Origin of the sequence: Butyrivibrio sp. AE2015 (genome assembly GCF_000420825.1) — a bacterium.
Lineage (GTDB): Bacteria > Bacillota > Clostridia > Lachnospirales > Lachnospiraceae > Butyrivibrio.
The window spans coordinates 53,628-67,484 of the sequence record NZ_ATVR01000004.1 but is presented as its reverse complement, the minus strand read 5'-3'; the positions used below and the strand labels follow the sequence as shown (position 1 = coordinate 67,484).

The following is a 13,857-nucleotide window of genomic DNA, read 5'->3' as shown; positions in this document are numbered from 1 at the left end:
GGAGTCAGATGTTCTCGTTCTTTCCAATGCTAAAAAAGGAGTCCTTGGATAAAATCCAGGGACTCTTTTTCTTACCACTTTAGGCTATTGCTTTAGTTCTTTTACCAATTAAACAATAGTATGTCACCATGAGCATCAGAAAAGCGCCTATCCATGCAGATACTTCAGAAACGGCAATGCCCTTAAATCCGTTCCTTCCTACCAAAAAGCCAAAGATCAGTCTCATAATAACTTCCAGGCCGCCTGAGAGCATTGGTATAAAGGTATTGCCCAATCCCTGCACAGAGTATCTGTATACAAAAAGCCAGCCCAGGGCAAAAAAGCTTATTCCCATGATCGGCATGAAATCGGTACAATAACCGATTATCATGTTGTCAGTCAGCAGCATCCTTGCCAGGCTTCCGGGCACAAATATCATAAGGAGCGATATAGGCACATTCACCACCGTGGAAAGCATAAGGCCCTGCCTTACACCGGTGCGTATCCTGTCATATTTGCCGGCGCCCTGATTTTGTCCCACAAAGGTCATCATCGATAGGCCCACAGACATTCCGAACTGCTCAAAAAGAGATGCAAATTTCATGCAGGCTGAATACGCCGCTACATATGCGCTTCCCATAAGATTTACAAAGTACTGCAGAACCATAGCACCTGCAGCTGTGACCGAATTCATAAGTGCCACAGGAAGTCCTATTTTCATCAGTTCAACCAGTAAATTCTTTTCATCTGCTATTTCTAATGTATCTTTTCCCAGCATCATAAAATTGATGGTTCTAAGCTTTTTAAGGCACAAAAGGTATGATACAAACTGAGAAACCACTGTTGCCACTGCCGCCCCGGCCACACCTGTTCCAAAGGCCATTATGAAAATAATATCAAGCATGATGTTCACAAGTGAGGAACAGATCATAGCAGTAAGGGGCGTTTTGGAATCTCCCATTGACTGGAGAATTGTGATCTCAAGGTTATTCATAACCGTCATTACAATTCCCAGTAAGATCACCGCAAAATATCTATATGAATCGTCATAGATATCTTCAGGAGTGTTCAAGAACGTCAGCATCTTATTGAGCAAAGAAACGCATACAACAGTAAAGACAATTCCAAACGTGATACTGAGCTTCTTGGCAGCTCTGATGTATGCATTTAGCATAGCCATATCATTTTTTCCAAAGCTCTGTGCAAAGGTTATGCCAAATCCTCTTGTCATTCCTACAACAAATCCAAGTATAAGGAAGTTAAGTGTCCCGGTTGCCCCAACAGCAGCCAGCGCCTGATCCGAGATTCCTTTGCCAACTATAATGCTATCCACAAGACTATATAGTTGTTGGAAAAGATTTCCCCATAATAAGGGCAAAAAGAACAGTATGATCTGTTTCATACTGTTTCCTGAGGTCATATTTTGTGTGGTCTGTTCTGTATTTTTCATGGCCGCTCTCTTTAGTCTTTCTCTTGATGTTAATTATTTAATAGTTAAGATCATTTAAGTATCCAGGCTATTCCCTTTGCAAGACGCAAATCTGCATCTTTGAAATGATTTCCCGGATTCATTTCAAACGTAGTTTCTATGCCCTTATTTTTGTATTGATCATAAACTTTTCCGGTCTTATCTTCAACTGTACTAAGAAGCGCGTTGCGAGTGCGCGCCTCTTTATCACCAAGGGAAAAATATACTTTTGAAGGCATTTTACAAAAATCATTTTTTTCTACATATTCTGAAAATGATGGATACCACATGGAACCTGATGCACTTACTGCTCTTGAGAACACATCAGTCCTGTACAAGCTGTAAATGGCGAACAATCCCCCAAGTGAATAGCCTGCAATGGCCGTATATTCAGGTTCTGCGCCAAGCTCATCTTTTATCGCAGGGATTATGCTCCCAGTCAGCTTCTCAAGATATCTGTCGGCTCCGCCCGTGTAAGGACTGTCATTTTTATACAAAGGTGCACATTCCCAGGGAGACATCTCATCATTCCAGTTGATATCACTAATAACAGCAAGATTCAGCTCTTTTTCCGTTATGGTACAAAGCGCACTATAAACATTACTTCCATCACCCTGAAATGTATTCATGACAATAAGTGGCGCAGATTTCTCTCTGTCTCCATGTATATAGATATGCTTTCCTTCAACTATCATGTTCGTTATACCGCTCCAGTCTTGTCTACCAGACTAAATACCTTTCCATTACTAATAGTCAGCACATGATCACAACAAAGCTCAATCAATTCCGGATCATGTGTAGAAACAAACACTGTTCTTCCAGCCTCTGCAAGAGACTTCAAAAGCTCAGATACTTTCACCATATGTGAATAGTCAAGTCCGGACGTTGGTTCATCAAACAAAAGAATCTTAGCATCTGCAGCTATAGCGGATGCTATAGCAACACGTTGTTTCTGGCTCCCAGACAAATCCATCGGGTGTTTATCCTTATACTTAAGCAGTCCCAATGAATCAAGTATTTCAGAACATTTTTCTTTATCCTCGTCCTTCATTGAAAGAAGTACTTCCGCCTCAACACTATCAGTAAACAGCTGATGATTCACATCCTGCATCACCATGTAGCACAGTCCGATACGTTTCTTACCCTCATATCTATTTCCATTTTCAGTGATCTTTAGTCCTGATTATTTACAAACAATTCATGGAATTCCTTTCTTCCCGGAACCCACGCTTTCTCATAAATATGCGTAAAATGATTCTTAACAGTCTGCTCCGAAATTCCAAGCATAAATGCTATTCTTCTATTTGAAAAACCGGAGACCTTCAGAAAGCCCAGCTCCAGTTCACGTCTAGTAAAGCTGTATTTCTGAGCAACTTTGAGATACTGCTGTTTTGTTATCTCATTTTTCGTCATTCTCCCAGATCCATTTCTTCATTCATCTTCCGCTCTGCATTCAGCCTCAGTGGAAGAAGCAAAAACTCAATAATAACTGCATATAATCCGGCCAGAAAACAGACTGCCAAATTGGGACCTATCGTATATGGATCGTCTAATCGCCCCATCAACAGAACCCCTGATATGATTATTGCAAAAAGAGCTGCATATATAGTAAGCTTCTGTGCCGCATCGACAGCGCCTATTATATTTTTCAGTTCCAACAGACTAAATGGCCTGATGCCAACTGAAAATGCTTTTAAGAAATTCTTCCATTCCCCCATGATAAGTAATCCCGGAACAAAGATTAGTACTATAAGCAGTATCGATGGCAAGTCAAGGAACCATAAGACAGCAGACATCCCCCAGCTTCCCCCTAATACAGTCATCATAAATACCGCAATGAACAGTAGCAATTCACCGATTAGAACCAGTCTTATATTCTTCATGGCAGGTCTCCTTTCAAATGCGAATAACTTTACCTACTTTGACCCTACCACAAACTTGTCAGAAAAGATATAGTACCTTTTGCTCCCAGGTCCACTTACTTTATCCCCTGTGCTATGAAAGTTCCATATTCCTTCTGAAGATTGATGGCGCCACCTTCTACATGAGGTAGCAGCATATTAAGAATCTCTTCTCTTTCCATAGTTCCAATGCCATGAAGAGCCTTCAGACTCTGAAGGTAATCTGCAAGATCATCTATATTTGTAACATGAAGAGAATCCTCGTATCGGCGCACCTCTATATCCGCAAACTCTTTTCCCAGAACATCTCCTCCGTGCTGAAGGGTAAATAGATGGTTAGGATCATAGTTCTTGCCAACAAGTCCAAACCATTCAGCAATAACATCATTGAAATTGTGCTCACCGTATGTAGCGCTGTAAAAAACACCATCATCCTTAAGTACTCTTCTGACCTCACTGATTGCTTTATCTATATCCGGCACATGATAGAGCATCATGTTTGCAATTACTATGTCAAAAGAGCTGTCTTCAAAAGGTATATTCTGAACATCGATTTGCTTGTATTCTATGTTTGAAAACTCTCCAACGTTCTTCCTTGCAGCGTCAAGCATAGCTTCAGAAAAATCAGATAGAACAAGCTTATCACACTTTACGATGAGATCGCCGTGCCCTTTCCACATATCGCCTGTTCCGCATCCAATCTCAAGTACTTTCATGCCCTCTTTAATCTCATAATTAGATATAAGCCAGGGGCCAAACCCCATCTTGTTTGTTGAATACATATTATGGAAGTTGATTCTGGTATCAAGGCTTTTGGATGATGCATACTGTGCCTTTACTGCCTCTTTATCGTTACTGCTACCCATTTTCATACTAAATTTTCTCCTTATATATAATCTCTCATTCAATGTATCGAATCAAAAGATCCTAGTTTCAGTCTCGCTCTAGCATCACGATATATTCAGGTGTGCCTTCTTCTAATTGTCTTTTTCCGTTGAGCTTAAAACCATGTGTATTATAAAATTGAATAGCTTCTTTGTTCTTCTCCAGAGTCCATAGAAATCTGCAATCATATTTTTCTTTTGCGAACTCTATCAATTGGGCTCCTATGCCTTGGTTCCAAAAGAAGTAATCTACATATAATTCCGAAATTTCTTTTCCCTCCAGATGCATCATTCCCTTAACTATACCATCATCATATACCCAAACTTTATTGAGAAGTTCAGGATCCTTGAATTCATTGGCGACCTTTACTACCTGCAATTCGTTAAAAGAGTAATCATCATTGTGAAATATTGCTCTGTACTTCATTCTTTTTGTAAACACCAGGATTTCAGCAATTCTAGATATATCTTTCGGTTCTGCTTTTCTTATCACGTTTCTATATCCGCCTTAAATCTCAATCATTTTCCTAATGCCATTATAAATCTTCATATCGCATTACCCTACAAATACATAGTTTTCATTCAATCGACATTTTCTTTAATGGGATCCATTCGTCCTCTATCATTGTATCGCCAGTAAAATCAAATCCATTTTTCTTATAAAACTTAATGCCTCGCTCATTTTGTTCTAAAACCCACAGCCATTTTGCTCCTTTGTCTAAGATTGCAAAGTTTAGTAATTTACTGCCAATCTTCTCCCCTTGAAACTGGGGTTCAACATAAAGCTTTACTATTTCATCATGATTTAATCGAATAACTCCTTTAACAGCACCATCATCATATACATACGTATCCTGCAGTATTTTCTTGTTATCAATGTACTCTTTAGCTACATCAACAACATTTAACTCCCCAAAATAAAATTGCTCATTTTTAAATATCGGAAAGAAATTCTTTCTATAATTTGTAACAATCATTTCTGCAATTCTAGAAGCATCCGATGGCTTAGCTTGCCTTATATTCATGTCCAGTCTCCTCTGTCAACATCATTTTGTCATCGTAATAAATACTTTAATTTTTCTTTGTAACAGTTTTTTTGCAGTTTCCTTGCTGCATGCCAAACAAAGTATATTTTTGTCATTTTATCTCCTCAGTCATTTATCCTGAACGTTAATTATCTTAACTCCTTTTCCACATTCCTTATTCCATATAGCTTTCCTCCAGAATTCTCAGTCCTTCCTTATAATCCTGTCCCAAAACTTCCTGTGTCTTTTGGAAGTCATACTTCTCATGTAGTCTGTCATGAACCTTTAAGAACTCTTTCTTTCCGTATTTCCTTATATATATTGCCTGAGCCTTTGCTGCATTTGCTCCGTCATTTGATGGAATATAGAATCCTTTATTGCAATTTTCGAGCTCATCACACTCATAACATCCGTCAAAATCTTTTTCCTTACAACATTTCACATTCGGACATATTCTGTCCTCAGCACAGGTGGCAAAAGAGCAGACATTGTACTCCGTTCTGCAGGATCCGCACCACTCTGAAAGGAAACAGTGATTACAGGAAAAGCCACAATAAGCAACAGGATCAACACCCTTTCGTGCTATCTTGCAGAGTTTATTCTTGATGCGGCGCATGGCTTCGATATGCATGATCCAGTGACGGCTAAATGGCATCTGAATCAGTCCTTTTATATCCTTACCGCACCAGTAATCAATCAGCCAAAAGGCATTCTCATTCTCACTGACACATTTACTCCGGATAAGTTTTTCCTTTACATCGTCGCCGAATTTTTGCTTTAAATCCTTGTATGTCAGATCTCCAAGAATCTGATCCGTAGACTCCTTTACAGCTTTTACATACAGATATAGTTCTTTAATATTCAGTTTTTCTGAAAACTCTGCAATCTCGTTTCCCTGAAGTTCATTACCCGTAGTAATAATAGGTGCGCCAATGCGATTATGAAAGTCATGTGTAAAAAGGATTTGACTATCCCCTGCTATCATCTCATGGGCAACTATATCTTCAATCCTGAAAATATGCCAGATAGAATAGGCAAGGGTTTTACTGTGATATCCATCTGCACCCGCAAAAGGCATTTTGGCAAAGGCCTCATCCGGGTATCCACTCACAATCTGAGTAATCTGCTCAAACATTTCCTCGCGGAAAGCCAAAAGCTTCTGAATAGCATCTTTAAAGGTTGCTTCCTTCGTCAGCAATTTCTGTATTTCTTTATTGTTTTCTGACCATGATTTGTCCATAATCTATCTTCTCTCATCGGTTAATCCGGCATTATTATTCCATATTGCTTTCTTACATTTTAATAAAGTCATATCAAAATAGGCAAGCCTTATCCTTAATCTTTAAGCCCAAAAGTGGACCACTAACCCCGTCCCCCTAGTCCACTTTCGGGCGCAAAAAAGACCCGGTACAATGTACCGAGTCTTCTGAAATCTGCAACTGCAGATGATTATCTCTTTGAGAACTGTGGAGCACGACGAGCTTTCTTTAAGCCGTACTTCTTTCTTTCCTTCATACGAGGATCTCTTGTAAGGTATCCAGCCTTCTTAAGTACAGGTCTGTACTCATCTGAATCAGCCTGAAGAAGAGCTCTTGAAATACCGTGTCTGATAGCACCAGCCTGACCTGTTGTGCCGCCACCTCTTACAGTAACAACTACATCAAACTTATCTGCTGTCTCTGTAGCTACAAGAGGCTGTCTAACGATAACCTTGAGTGTCTCAAGTCCGAAATACTCATCGATAGGTCTCTTATTGATTGTTATATTTCCATTTCCAGAAACAAGGTATACTCTAGCGATTGATTTCTTTCTTCTACCTGTTCCATAGTAATTAGCTGACTTTGCCATTTTATTATTCTCCTTCACTTACCAGATTAAAATGTTAATACTTCAGGCTTCTGAGCTGCGTGTGGATGCTCTGAACCAGCATATACGTGAAGCTTTGTGTACATTTCTCTACCAAGAGATCCCTTAGGAAGCATTCCCTTTACAGCATGCTCGATAACTCTCTCTGGCTTATCGTTGAGCATCTGACGAAGTGAGAACTCCTTGTGATGTCCAACATAATCTGTGTGGTGCCAATACATCTTCTGATCAAGCTTCTTACCAGAAACTTTGATCTTCTCTGCATTGATTACGATTACATAATCACCTGTGTCGATGTTAGGTGTGTAAATAGGCTTGTTCTTTCCTCTAAGTACGTTTGCAACGTTAGAAGCAAGACGTCCAAGTGTCATATCTGTAGCATCAACTACATACCACTTTTTCTCTACTGTAGTTGCACTAGGCATATAAGTTTTCATTATGTTTCCTCCAAATTAAAACTAATACTTAATTTGTAACCTCTGCAAAACCCTTCACCTGATCCTGCAGTATATATATGAACATATTGAAGCTTACCGGGACATCAATATGTCACTTACAATTTTGTGGGCATAGTTATAGAATAAACTTTGTCACACAGTAAGATATTATAGGACGCAAACAAAAGATTTGTCAAGATGTTTTGCCTCTTTTTCGAATAAAACATCTATATTTTTTATTCAGTCATCTTCAGTTGTTTCCGGTCCGGGAATCCCGTCCAAAAACTCATATTTTATCAGGAAAAGGCCACATGCCGGAGCAGTAGGCCCTGCTGCTTTTCTATCCTTTTTATCGATCATTTCCTTAATATCTGATGGTTTCCCTTTTCCTCGTCCAATCTGTAAAAGAGTACCTGCAATTATCCTTACCATGTTATAAAGAAAACCATTTCCGATAACCCTTATAACCACCTCATCACCATGACGAAATACCTCAACTTTTTTTATGGTACGAACATGACTGACTGCCTGCGATTCAACATTACAAAAGCTGGTAAAATCATGCTCTCCTTCGAGGTAATGAGCTGCCTCGTTCATAACATCAATATCTAGAGGCATACTAAAATGATAAGTATAAAAGCGCCTTGTCGGAACAGGCATCTTAGAATTCATCACCCTGTACTCATATGTTTTAAGGGTATCACAGTGCCTTGGATGAAAATCCGGATGTACCTCTCTTGACTCAGTAACGCATATATCCTGCGGAAGAATATGATTAAGCGCATACGAGAACCTGTCCCCGGGAATTGACGATGAAGTATCAAAAACCGCGATATTTCCATAGGCATGAACTCCTGCATCCGTGCGGCTTGCACCGATAACTTCCACTTCCTCACCGGTCAGTCCATGAATTGCCCTGTTAAGCATTTCTTCAATTGTATTATGGGTACTTTTTTGAAGCGCCCATCCGTTATAAGTTGTTCCATCATAGGAAACAACCAGCATTATCCTGCGTTTTTTCAACTATCTCTCCTAAAAACCAAATTATTACCTAAACAGTAGTCTGCCAAACACAATTATAGCCACAAGATATATAACCAAAATCGCATAAGCAATTCTGTCTCTGTTCTGATAGATAAGCGGCTTCATCTTGGTTCTTCCCTCGCCGCCACGGTAGCACCTTGCCTCCATAGCCATAGCAAGGTCAAGAGCTCTTCTGAATGCAGATATAAAAAGAGGAACAAGTAAGGGCACCAGACTCTTAGCTCTGTTTATAAGCGAGCCGCTCTCAAAGTCAGCACCTCTTGCCATCTGTGCCTTCATGATCTTATCTGTCTCTTCCAAAAGAATCGGTATAAATCTGAGGGCAATAGACATCATCATTGCTATCTCGTGTACCGGAACATGAAGAACCTTAAGAGGTTTTAACACGCTTTCCAAGCCATCTGTAAGATTATTTGGCGTAGTTGTAAGTGTCATTATTGATGAGCCAGTTATAAGAAAAACAAGCCTTATAGCCATCAAAATTGCAAGCCTTAGTCCCTCGTAGGTGATCTTTATTTTCCAAATGCTCACAATCGGCGTTCCTGGTGTCAAAATCAGGTTAAACACCATAGTTATGATCAAAAGGAAAAAGATAGTCTTCATTCCTCTGAACATGAACTTTACAGGGACATTTGAAAGCGCAATGCATGCTCCTAAAAATATTGCAGCGATAACATATCCCCACACATTTTTCACCAGAAAAAGAGATATGATAAACGCAAATGTCGCCACCAGCTTAACCCTTGGATCAAGTCTGTGTATCACCGAGTCTGTTCTATAATATTGTCCAAGCGTAATGTCTCTTAACATTTTCCAAACACCTTAAGTATCTCATTTTTGGCTTCCTCAATGGTGGTAGCCTCTGTATCAACATCAAATCCTGCCGCTTTTAATTCCTGCATCACATAAGTAACAGTAGGGGCTGACAGGCCTATTTCTTCAAGTTCTTTGTAGTGCTTAAATACTGCCTTGGGTTCACCGTCAAAGGTTACTTTTCCCTTGTTCATTACGATTATTCGCTGAACATAATCCGCCACATCATCCATACTGTGGCTTACAAGAATAACTGTAATTCCCATCTCTTTATGCAGCTTTGAAATAAGTCCAAGTATATCTTCACGGCCTTTTGGATCAAGTCCCGCTGTCGGCTCATCCAGGATAAGCACTTCAGGCTTCATTGCAAGTACTCCTGCAATTGCCACACGCCTCTTTTGTCCACCAGAGAGGTCAAATGGTGACTGATAAAAATACTCATCATCAAAGCCAACCTGTTTTAAAGCCTCGTAAGCTCTAAGCTCTACCTCTTTTTGCGGAAGTCCCAGGTTCTTAGGCCCAAAACACACATCCTTAAAGCAATCCATCTCAAAAAGCTGATGTTCAGGATATTGAAACACAAGACCAACCTTGGCTCTTAAAGCTTTTTTATCAAAATCAGCATCAAAAATGTCTTTTCCATCAAAATAAACATTGCCGCTTGTTGGCTTAACAAGTCCATTCATGTGCTGGATAAGTGTAGACTTTCCTGACCCTGTATGACCAATAAGGCCGATAAACTGCCCCTTAGGGATTTCAAGATTGACGTCTATCAGCGCTGCATGAGCCATGGCAGTGTCTTCATCATATATGTAATTAACATGATCAAGTATTATCGACATAGTTATATGTTTCTCTCATTCTCTTATTGATGAAAAAGTTATCCCTGCTGAAGTTTCAGTTTTTTCAATTCATCAACAAGTTCTTCTCTTGAAAGTATTCCATCAGGAAGTGGCAAACCGCTCTTTTTAAGTTCATGTGCCAAAAGAGTAACCTGCGGAACCCCCAATCGAAGTTCTTTTAACTTATCAACCTGTGAAAAGATCTCTCTTGGTGTTCCCTGCATTTCTATATGGCCGCCATCCATAACAAAGACCTTGTCGGCATATATTACTTCTTCCATATAGTGTGTAATAAGTATTATGGTTATTCCTTCAACACTATTAAGCGCTCTTGCAGCCCTGATAACATCCTTACGGCCATTAGGATCAAGCATGGCTGTGGGCTCGTCGAAAATAATACACTTCGGATGCATCGCTATTACACCTGCTATGGACACTCGCTGCTTCTGACCGCCAGAGAGATGATTGGGCGATGATTTTCTAAACTTGAGCATCCCCACAGTGCGAAGACTCTCTTCCACTCTTTCCCATATCTCATCAGTCGGAACGCCCATATTTTCAGGTCCGAATCCAACATCCTCTTCCACGACCTGCCCGATTATCTGGTTATCAGGATTTTGGAATACCATTCCAGCTTCCTGCCTGATGTCCCAAAGATGTGACTCATCCTCAGTATTCATGCCATCCACGAATACCTGTCCTTCAGTAGGATATAAAAGCGCATTAAAATGCTTGGCCAAAGTAGACTTACCTGAGCCGTTATGTCCGAGAATGGCAATGAACTGTCCGGGCTTTATATCAAGGTTAACGTTATCAATCGCCCTTGTAATGCCCTCTACATTGCCTTCTTCATCTCTTCTAATATATTCAAATACAAGATTATCAGTACGTATCATGTTTTTTACCTACCATACTGCAACAGTATATCACAAATGTGATATCATTTATGTATTATATGCGAGGTTTATTCAAATGAACAAGAAATATTTAAAAGATTTTGCTTTTTTAGGCGGCGTAATTATATTCTGCGCAATTGCTGCGCGAATCCTTGCCGGAGGTGAAACTTTGGAAGAATATGCACAAAAAAATGATAAATTGCCTGAAGTTTCCGCAGTAGCTTCATCAGATGCGGACTCAGTCATTTCTTCTAAAAATTCTAATAAGGAAGCATCTTTAGCATCATCGCAGGAAGATACGCAGGCTCTGTCAGATGACTCCGCAGACAGATTTGTATATAAGGATGGTTTCTACTACGAACCAATTTCAAATGAGATTTTCCAAAGAATTTCCGGGATTTCTTATCCTGTAGACTGTTCAGTACCATTAGATGATCTCATGTATCTCAGCCTCTTATACAATGACTTTAACGGTGATACGCAGACAGGTGAGATAATCTGTAACAAGACCATAGCAGAGGATTTATTGGAAATATTCTGCGAATTATATCAAAACGGTTACCAGATTGAGAGCATTAAGCTCATTGACGAGTATAACGGAGATGATACAGCATCAATGCTTGCCAACAACACTTCCTGTTTCAATTACCGCGTCGTTGAGGGCACAACAAGACTTTCAAATCACGCAAAAGGGCTCGCTATTGATCTAAACCCATTTTACAACCCTTATATTACATACAACAAAGACGGTTCTATAAATATCTCACCCAAAGGAAGTGAAGCCTTTGCAGACAGAAGTTCCAGTTTTCCATATAAGATTGATGAAAATGACCTTGCCTATAAACTTTTTAAAGAGCATGGTTTTACATGGGGCGGCAATTGGAATTCAGTAAAAGATTATCAGCACTTTGAGCGTTCAAAATGAGCCATGCGCAATAAAAATTTCGAGTGGAACGCATGGCGTAGCCATAAGCAATATAAAAGGGATTAGCAAAATGCTAATCCCTTTTAAAAAGCTCTGAATTATACTAACTCAAGAACAACCATCATTGCTGCATCGCCTTTTCTCTGACCAATCTTGATGATTCTTGTGTATCCACCCTTACGGTCTGCATACTTAGGACCATACTCATCGAAAAGTTTTGCTACAAGATCGATTTCCTTTGTGTTTCTCTTTCTTCCCTTGTTCTCCTGTGGAACTTCAACTACAGGATAAAGAGTCTTGAGAAGCTGTCTTCTTGCGTGCATACGTGAAGGCATATCTTTCTTGATTTCCTTCTTAACTGTTGTATACTTTGTAACCTTCTTGCCATCAACAACTTCTTTTACTCTTCTGCCGTCTTTGTCCTTCTCAGGAACTTTGCAGTCAACTGTAAGTGTCTCGAAGTTGTCCTTCTCTTTAGCTGCAAGAGTGATCATAGGTTCTACGATCTTCTTGATTTCTTTTGCTCTTGCTTCTGTAGTAATGATCTTACCATTGTAAAGAAGTGCTGTTACCTGGTTACGAAGAAGTGCTCTTCTAGGTTTTGTTGCTTTTCCAAGCTTTCTGTACATTGCCATTGTTTTAATTCCTTTCTCATCTGCAGGATTCCCCTGCCAGTTAACATGAGGAAATGCCCATCGGTCTTACTTTCCAGATGCTGTAAATGTTACATATGAGAACCCGGATCAGTACACATCGGCTTTACCTGATCCGGATATTCATTTGAATGATATTAGTAATTATTCGCCATCTGCTCTCAGTGAAAGTCCAAGCTCGTCAAGCTTTGCAAGAACTTCCTCAAGTGACTTACGGCCAAGATTACGAACCTTCATCATATCATCAGGAGTCTTGTTAGCAAGTTCCTGAACTGTATTGATTCCAGCTCTCTTGAGGCAGTTGAATGAACGAACTGAAAGCTCAAGTTCATCAATTGACATCTCAAGAACCTTACCCTTCTCATCATCTTCCTTCTCTACCATAACTTCTGCAGTCTTGGCATTCTCTGAAAGATCGATGAAGAGGCTAAGATGCTCTGAAAGAACCTTTGCAGCAAGGCTTACAGCCTCGTCTGGAGCAAGTGTTCCATCAGTGTGAACATCAAGTGTAAGCTTATCAAAATCAGTAACCTGACCTACACGAGTATTCTCAACAGTTACGTTTACTCTCTCTACAGGTGTGTAGATAGAATCGATAGCGATAACTCCGATTGGAAGATCGCCAGTCTTATTCTTGTCTGAGCTTACATAACCTCTTCCCTTTGTGATAGTAAGCTCCATGTAAAGCTTAGCATCTTTTCCGGAAAGTGTAGCGATTACCTGATCAGGATTCATGATCTCGATATCCTGATCTACCTGAATATCAGAAGCTTTCACAACACCTTCACCATTGAACTCTATGTAAGCAGTCTTTGGTTCGTTTGTGTCAGAAGAATTCTTAATTGAAAGATTCTTGATATTCATAATGATCTCAGTTACATCTTCCTTAACACCAGGAATAGAACTGAACTCATGCAGAACGCCTTCAATCTTAACCTGGCTCACTGCTGCTCCAGGTAATGAAGAGAGCATAATCCTGCGAAGGGAATTGCCCAGTGTAATACCGTATCCTCTCTCAAGAGGCTCTACTACGAATTTACCATACTTCTTATCATCTGAGATTTCAGCAACTTCAATATTTGGTCTTTCAAAATCAAACACTGATATACCCTCCTTAAGTGGTT

Annotated in this window: 18 protein-coding genes; 1 reads left to right on the top strand and 17 read right to left on the bottom strand. The window is 39.8% G+C overall.

Features of this window, described 5'->3' with window-relative positions; genetic code table 11:
- Positions 1–79 precede the first annotated feature (79 nt).
- The 15 genes from G585_RS0103440 to G585_RS0103370 form a co-directional block, all read right to left on the bottom strand.
- Entirely contained in the window at positions 80–1,429 is a 1,350-nt protein-coding gene (locus tag G585_RS0103440) for an MATE family efflux transporter (RefSeq protein WP_022772990.1), read from the bottom strand.
- Positions 1,430–1,479: 50 nt separating this feature from the next.
- Complete coding sequence (locus tag G585_RS0103435; protein WP_022772989.1) at positions 1,480–2,142, bottom strand: alpha/beta hydrolase; 663 nt, start codon at positions 2,140–2,142, stop codon at positions 1,480–1,482.
- Between the two features lie 5 nt (positions 2,143–2,147).
- Positions 2,148–2,558 carry an ATP-binding cassette domain-containing protein gene (locus tag G585_RS0103430; protein ID WP_278246657.1) on the bottom strand — a complete coding sequence of 137 codons (411 nt, stop codon included), beginning with the start codon at positions 2,556–2,558 and terminating at the stop codon, positions 2,148–2,150.
- A gap of 62 nt (positions 2,559–2,620) precedes the next feature.
- On the bottom strand, positions 2,621–2,860 hold the full coding sequence (locus G585_RS0103425; RefSeq protein ID WP_022772986.1) for a helix-turn-helix transcriptional regulator: 240 nt from the start codon (positions 2,858–2,860) through the stop codon (positions 2,621–2,623).
- Complete coding sequence (locus tag G585_RS0103420; protein ID WP_022772985.1) at positions 2,857–3,330, bottom strand: hypothetical protein; 474 nt, start codon at positions 3,328–3,330, stop codon at positions 2,857–2,859. The genes G585_RS0103425 and G585_RS0103420 overlap by 4 nt, the downstream gene beginning before the upstream one ends.
- Before the next feature lie 95 nt (positions 3,331–3,425).
- On the bottom strand, positions 3,426–4,220 hold the full coding sequence (locus tag G585_RS0103415) for a class I SAM-dependent methyltransferase (protein WP_022772983.1): 795 nt from the start codon (positions 4,218–4,220) through the stop codon (positions 3,426–3,428).
- Positions 4,221–4,281: 61 nt separating this feature from the next.
- On the bottom strand, positions 4,282–4,725 hold the full coding sequence (locus tag G585_RS0103410; protein ID WP_022772982.1) for a GNAT family N-acetyltransferase: 444 nt from the start codon (positions 4,723–4,725) through the stop codon (positions 4,282–4,284).
- An 85-nt stretch (positions 4,726–4,810) separates the two neighbouring features.
- Positions 4,811–5,257 carry a GNAT family N-acetyltransferase gene (locus tag G585_RS0103405; protein ID WP_022772980.1) on the bottom strand — a complete coding sequence of 149 codons (447 nt, stop codon included), beginning with the start codon at positions 5,255–5,257 and terminating at the stop codon, positions 4,811–4,813.
- A gap of 175 nt (positions 5,258–5,432) precedes the next feature.
- Complete coding sequence (locus G585_RS20045; RefSeq protein ID WP_022772979.1) at positions 5,433–6,497, bottom strand: DUF3795 domain-containing protein; 1,065 nt, start codon at positions 6,495–6,497, stop codon at positions 5,433–5,435.
- 209 nt (positions 6,498–6,706) lie between these two features.
- The gene (gene rpsI / locus G585_RS0103395; protein WP_026663746.1) at positions 6,707–7,105 is read right to left on the bottom strand and encodes a 30S ribosomal protein S9; all 399 of its coding nucleotides are present in this window, start codon (positions 7,103–7,105) and stop codon (positions 6,707–6,709) included.
- Positions 7,106–7,131: 26 nt separating this feature from the next.
- Positions 7,132–7,560: a 50S ribosomal protein L13 gene (gene rplM, locus G585_RS0103390; RefSeq protein WP_022772976.1), complete on the bottom strand. Its 429-nt coding sequence runs from the start codon at positions 7,558–7,560 to the stop codon at positions 7,132–7,134.
- Between the two features lie 240 nt (positions 7,561–7,800).
- Positions 7,801–8,583: a tRNA pseudouridine(38-40) synthase TruA gene (truA, locus tag G585_RS16975; protein WP_022772975.1), complete on the bottom strand. Its 783-nt coding sequence runs from the start codon at positions 8,581–8,583 to the stop codon at positions 7,801–7,803.
- Between the two features lie 24 nt (positions 8,584–8,607).
- Positions 8,608–9,414, bottom strand: a complete 807-nt coding sequence (locus G585_RS0103380) for an energy-coupling factor transporter transmembrane component T family protein (RefSeq protein WP_022772974.1) — start codon at positions 9,412–9,414, stop codon at positions 8,608–8,610.
- Positions 9,408–10,259, bottom strand: a complete 852-nt coding sequence (locus G585_RS0103375; protein ID WP_022772972.1) for an energy-coupling factor transporter ATPase — start codon at positions 10,257–10,259, stop codon at positions 9,408–9,410. Before G585_RS0103375 ends, G585_RS0103380 begins: the two co-directional genes overlap by 7 nt.
- Before the next feature lie 38 nt (positions 10,260–10,297).
- Positions 10,298–11,155, bottom strand: a complete 858-nt coding sequence (locus tag G585_RS0103370) for an energy-coupling factor transporter ATPase (protein WP_022772971.1) — start codon at positions 11,153–11,155, stop codon at positions 10,298–10,300.
- A 76-nt stretch (positions 11,156–11,231) separates the two neighbouring features.
- Here G585_RS0103370 and G585_RS16970 point away from each other — a divergent pair, with 76 nt between their 5' ends.
- Positions 11,232–12,080 (top strand): M15 family metallopeptidase, encoded by an 849-nt coding sequence (locus G585_RS16970; RefSeq protein ID WP_022772969.1) that lies wholly within the window; start codon positions 11,232–11,234, stop codon positions 12,078–12,080.
- 98 nt (positions 12,081–12,178) lie between these two features.
- Here the strand turns inward: G585_RS16970 and G585_RS0103360 are convergent, their stop codons facing one another.
- Positions 12,179–12,715 carry a bL17 family ribosomal protein gene (locus G585_RS0103360; protein ID WP_022772968.1) on the bottom strand — a complete coding sequence of 179 codons (537 nt, stop codon included), beginning with the start codon at positions 12,713–12,715 and terminating at the stop codon, positions 12,179–12,181.
- Positions 12,716–12,877: 162 nt separating this feature from the next.
- Positions 12,878–13,834, bottom strand: coding sequence for a DNA-directed RNA polymerase subunit alpha (locus tag G585_RS0103355; protein ID WP_022772967.1), 957 nt, complete (start codon positions 13,832–13,834; stop codon positions 12,878–12,880).
- Between the last annotated feature and the right edge of the window lie 23 nt (positions 13,835–13,857).

Bases quoted from the DNA above. Each gene is read 5' to 3' on its own strand.
- G585_RS0103440 (WP_022772990.1), bottom strand. From the start codon at position 1,429: ATGAAAAATACAGAACAGACCACACAAAATATGACCTCAGGAAACAGT.
- G585_RS0103435 (WP_022772989.1), bottom strand. From the start codon at position 2,142: ATGATAGTTGAAGGAAAGCATATCTATATACATGGAGACAGAGAGAAA.
- G585_RS0103430 (WP_278246657.1), bottom strand. From the start codon at position 2,558: ATGCAGGATGTGAATCATCAGCTGTTTACTGATAGTGTTGAGGCGGAA.
- G585_RS0103425 (WP_022772986.1), bottom strand. From the start codon at position 2,860: ATGACGAAAAATGAGATAACAAAACAGCAGTATCTCAAAGTTGCTCAG.
- G585_RS0103420 (WP_022772985.1), bottom strand. From the start codon at position 3,330: ATGAAGAATATAAGACTGGTTCTAATCGGTGAATTGCTACTGTTCATT.
- G585_RS0103415 (WP_022772983.1), bottom strand. From the start codon at position 4,220: ATGAAAATGGGTAGCAGTAACGATAAAGAGGCAGTAAAGGCACAGTAT.
- G585_RS0103405 (WP_022772980.1), bottom strand. From the start codon at position 5,257: ATGAATATAAGGCAAGCTAAGCCATCGGATGCTTCTAGAATTGCAGAA.
- G585_RS20045 (WP_022772979.1), bottom strand. From the start codon at position 6,497: ATGGACAAATCATGGTCAGAAAACAATAAAGAAATACAGAAATTGCTG.
- rpsI (WP_026663746.1), bottom strand. From the start codon at position 7,105: ATGGCAAAGTCAGCTAATTACTATGGAACAGGTAGAAGAAAGAAATCA.
- rplM (WP_022772976.1), bottom strand. From the start codon at position 7,560: ATGAAAACTTATATGCCTAGTGCAACTACAGTAGAGAAAAAGTGGTAT.
- G585_RS0103380 (WP_022772974.1), bottom strand. From the start codon at position 9,414: ATGTTAAGAGACATTACGCTTGGACAATATTATAGAACAGACTCGGTG.
- G585_RS0103375 (WP_022772972.1), bottom strand. From the start codon at position 10,259: ATGTCGATAATACTTGATCATGTTAATTACATATATGATGAAGACACT.
- G585_RS0103370 (WP_022772971.1), bottom strand. From the start codon at position 11,155: ATGATACGTACTGATAATCTTGTATTTGAATATATTAGAAGAGATGAA.
- G585_RS16970 (WP_022772969.1), top strand. From the start codon at position 11,232: ATGAACAAGAAATATTTAAAAGATTTTGCTTTTTTAGGCGGCGTAATT.
- G585_RS0103360 (WP_022772968.1), bottom strand. From the start codon at position 12,715: ATGGCAATGTACAGAAAGCTTGGAAAAGCAACAAAACCTAGAAGAGCA.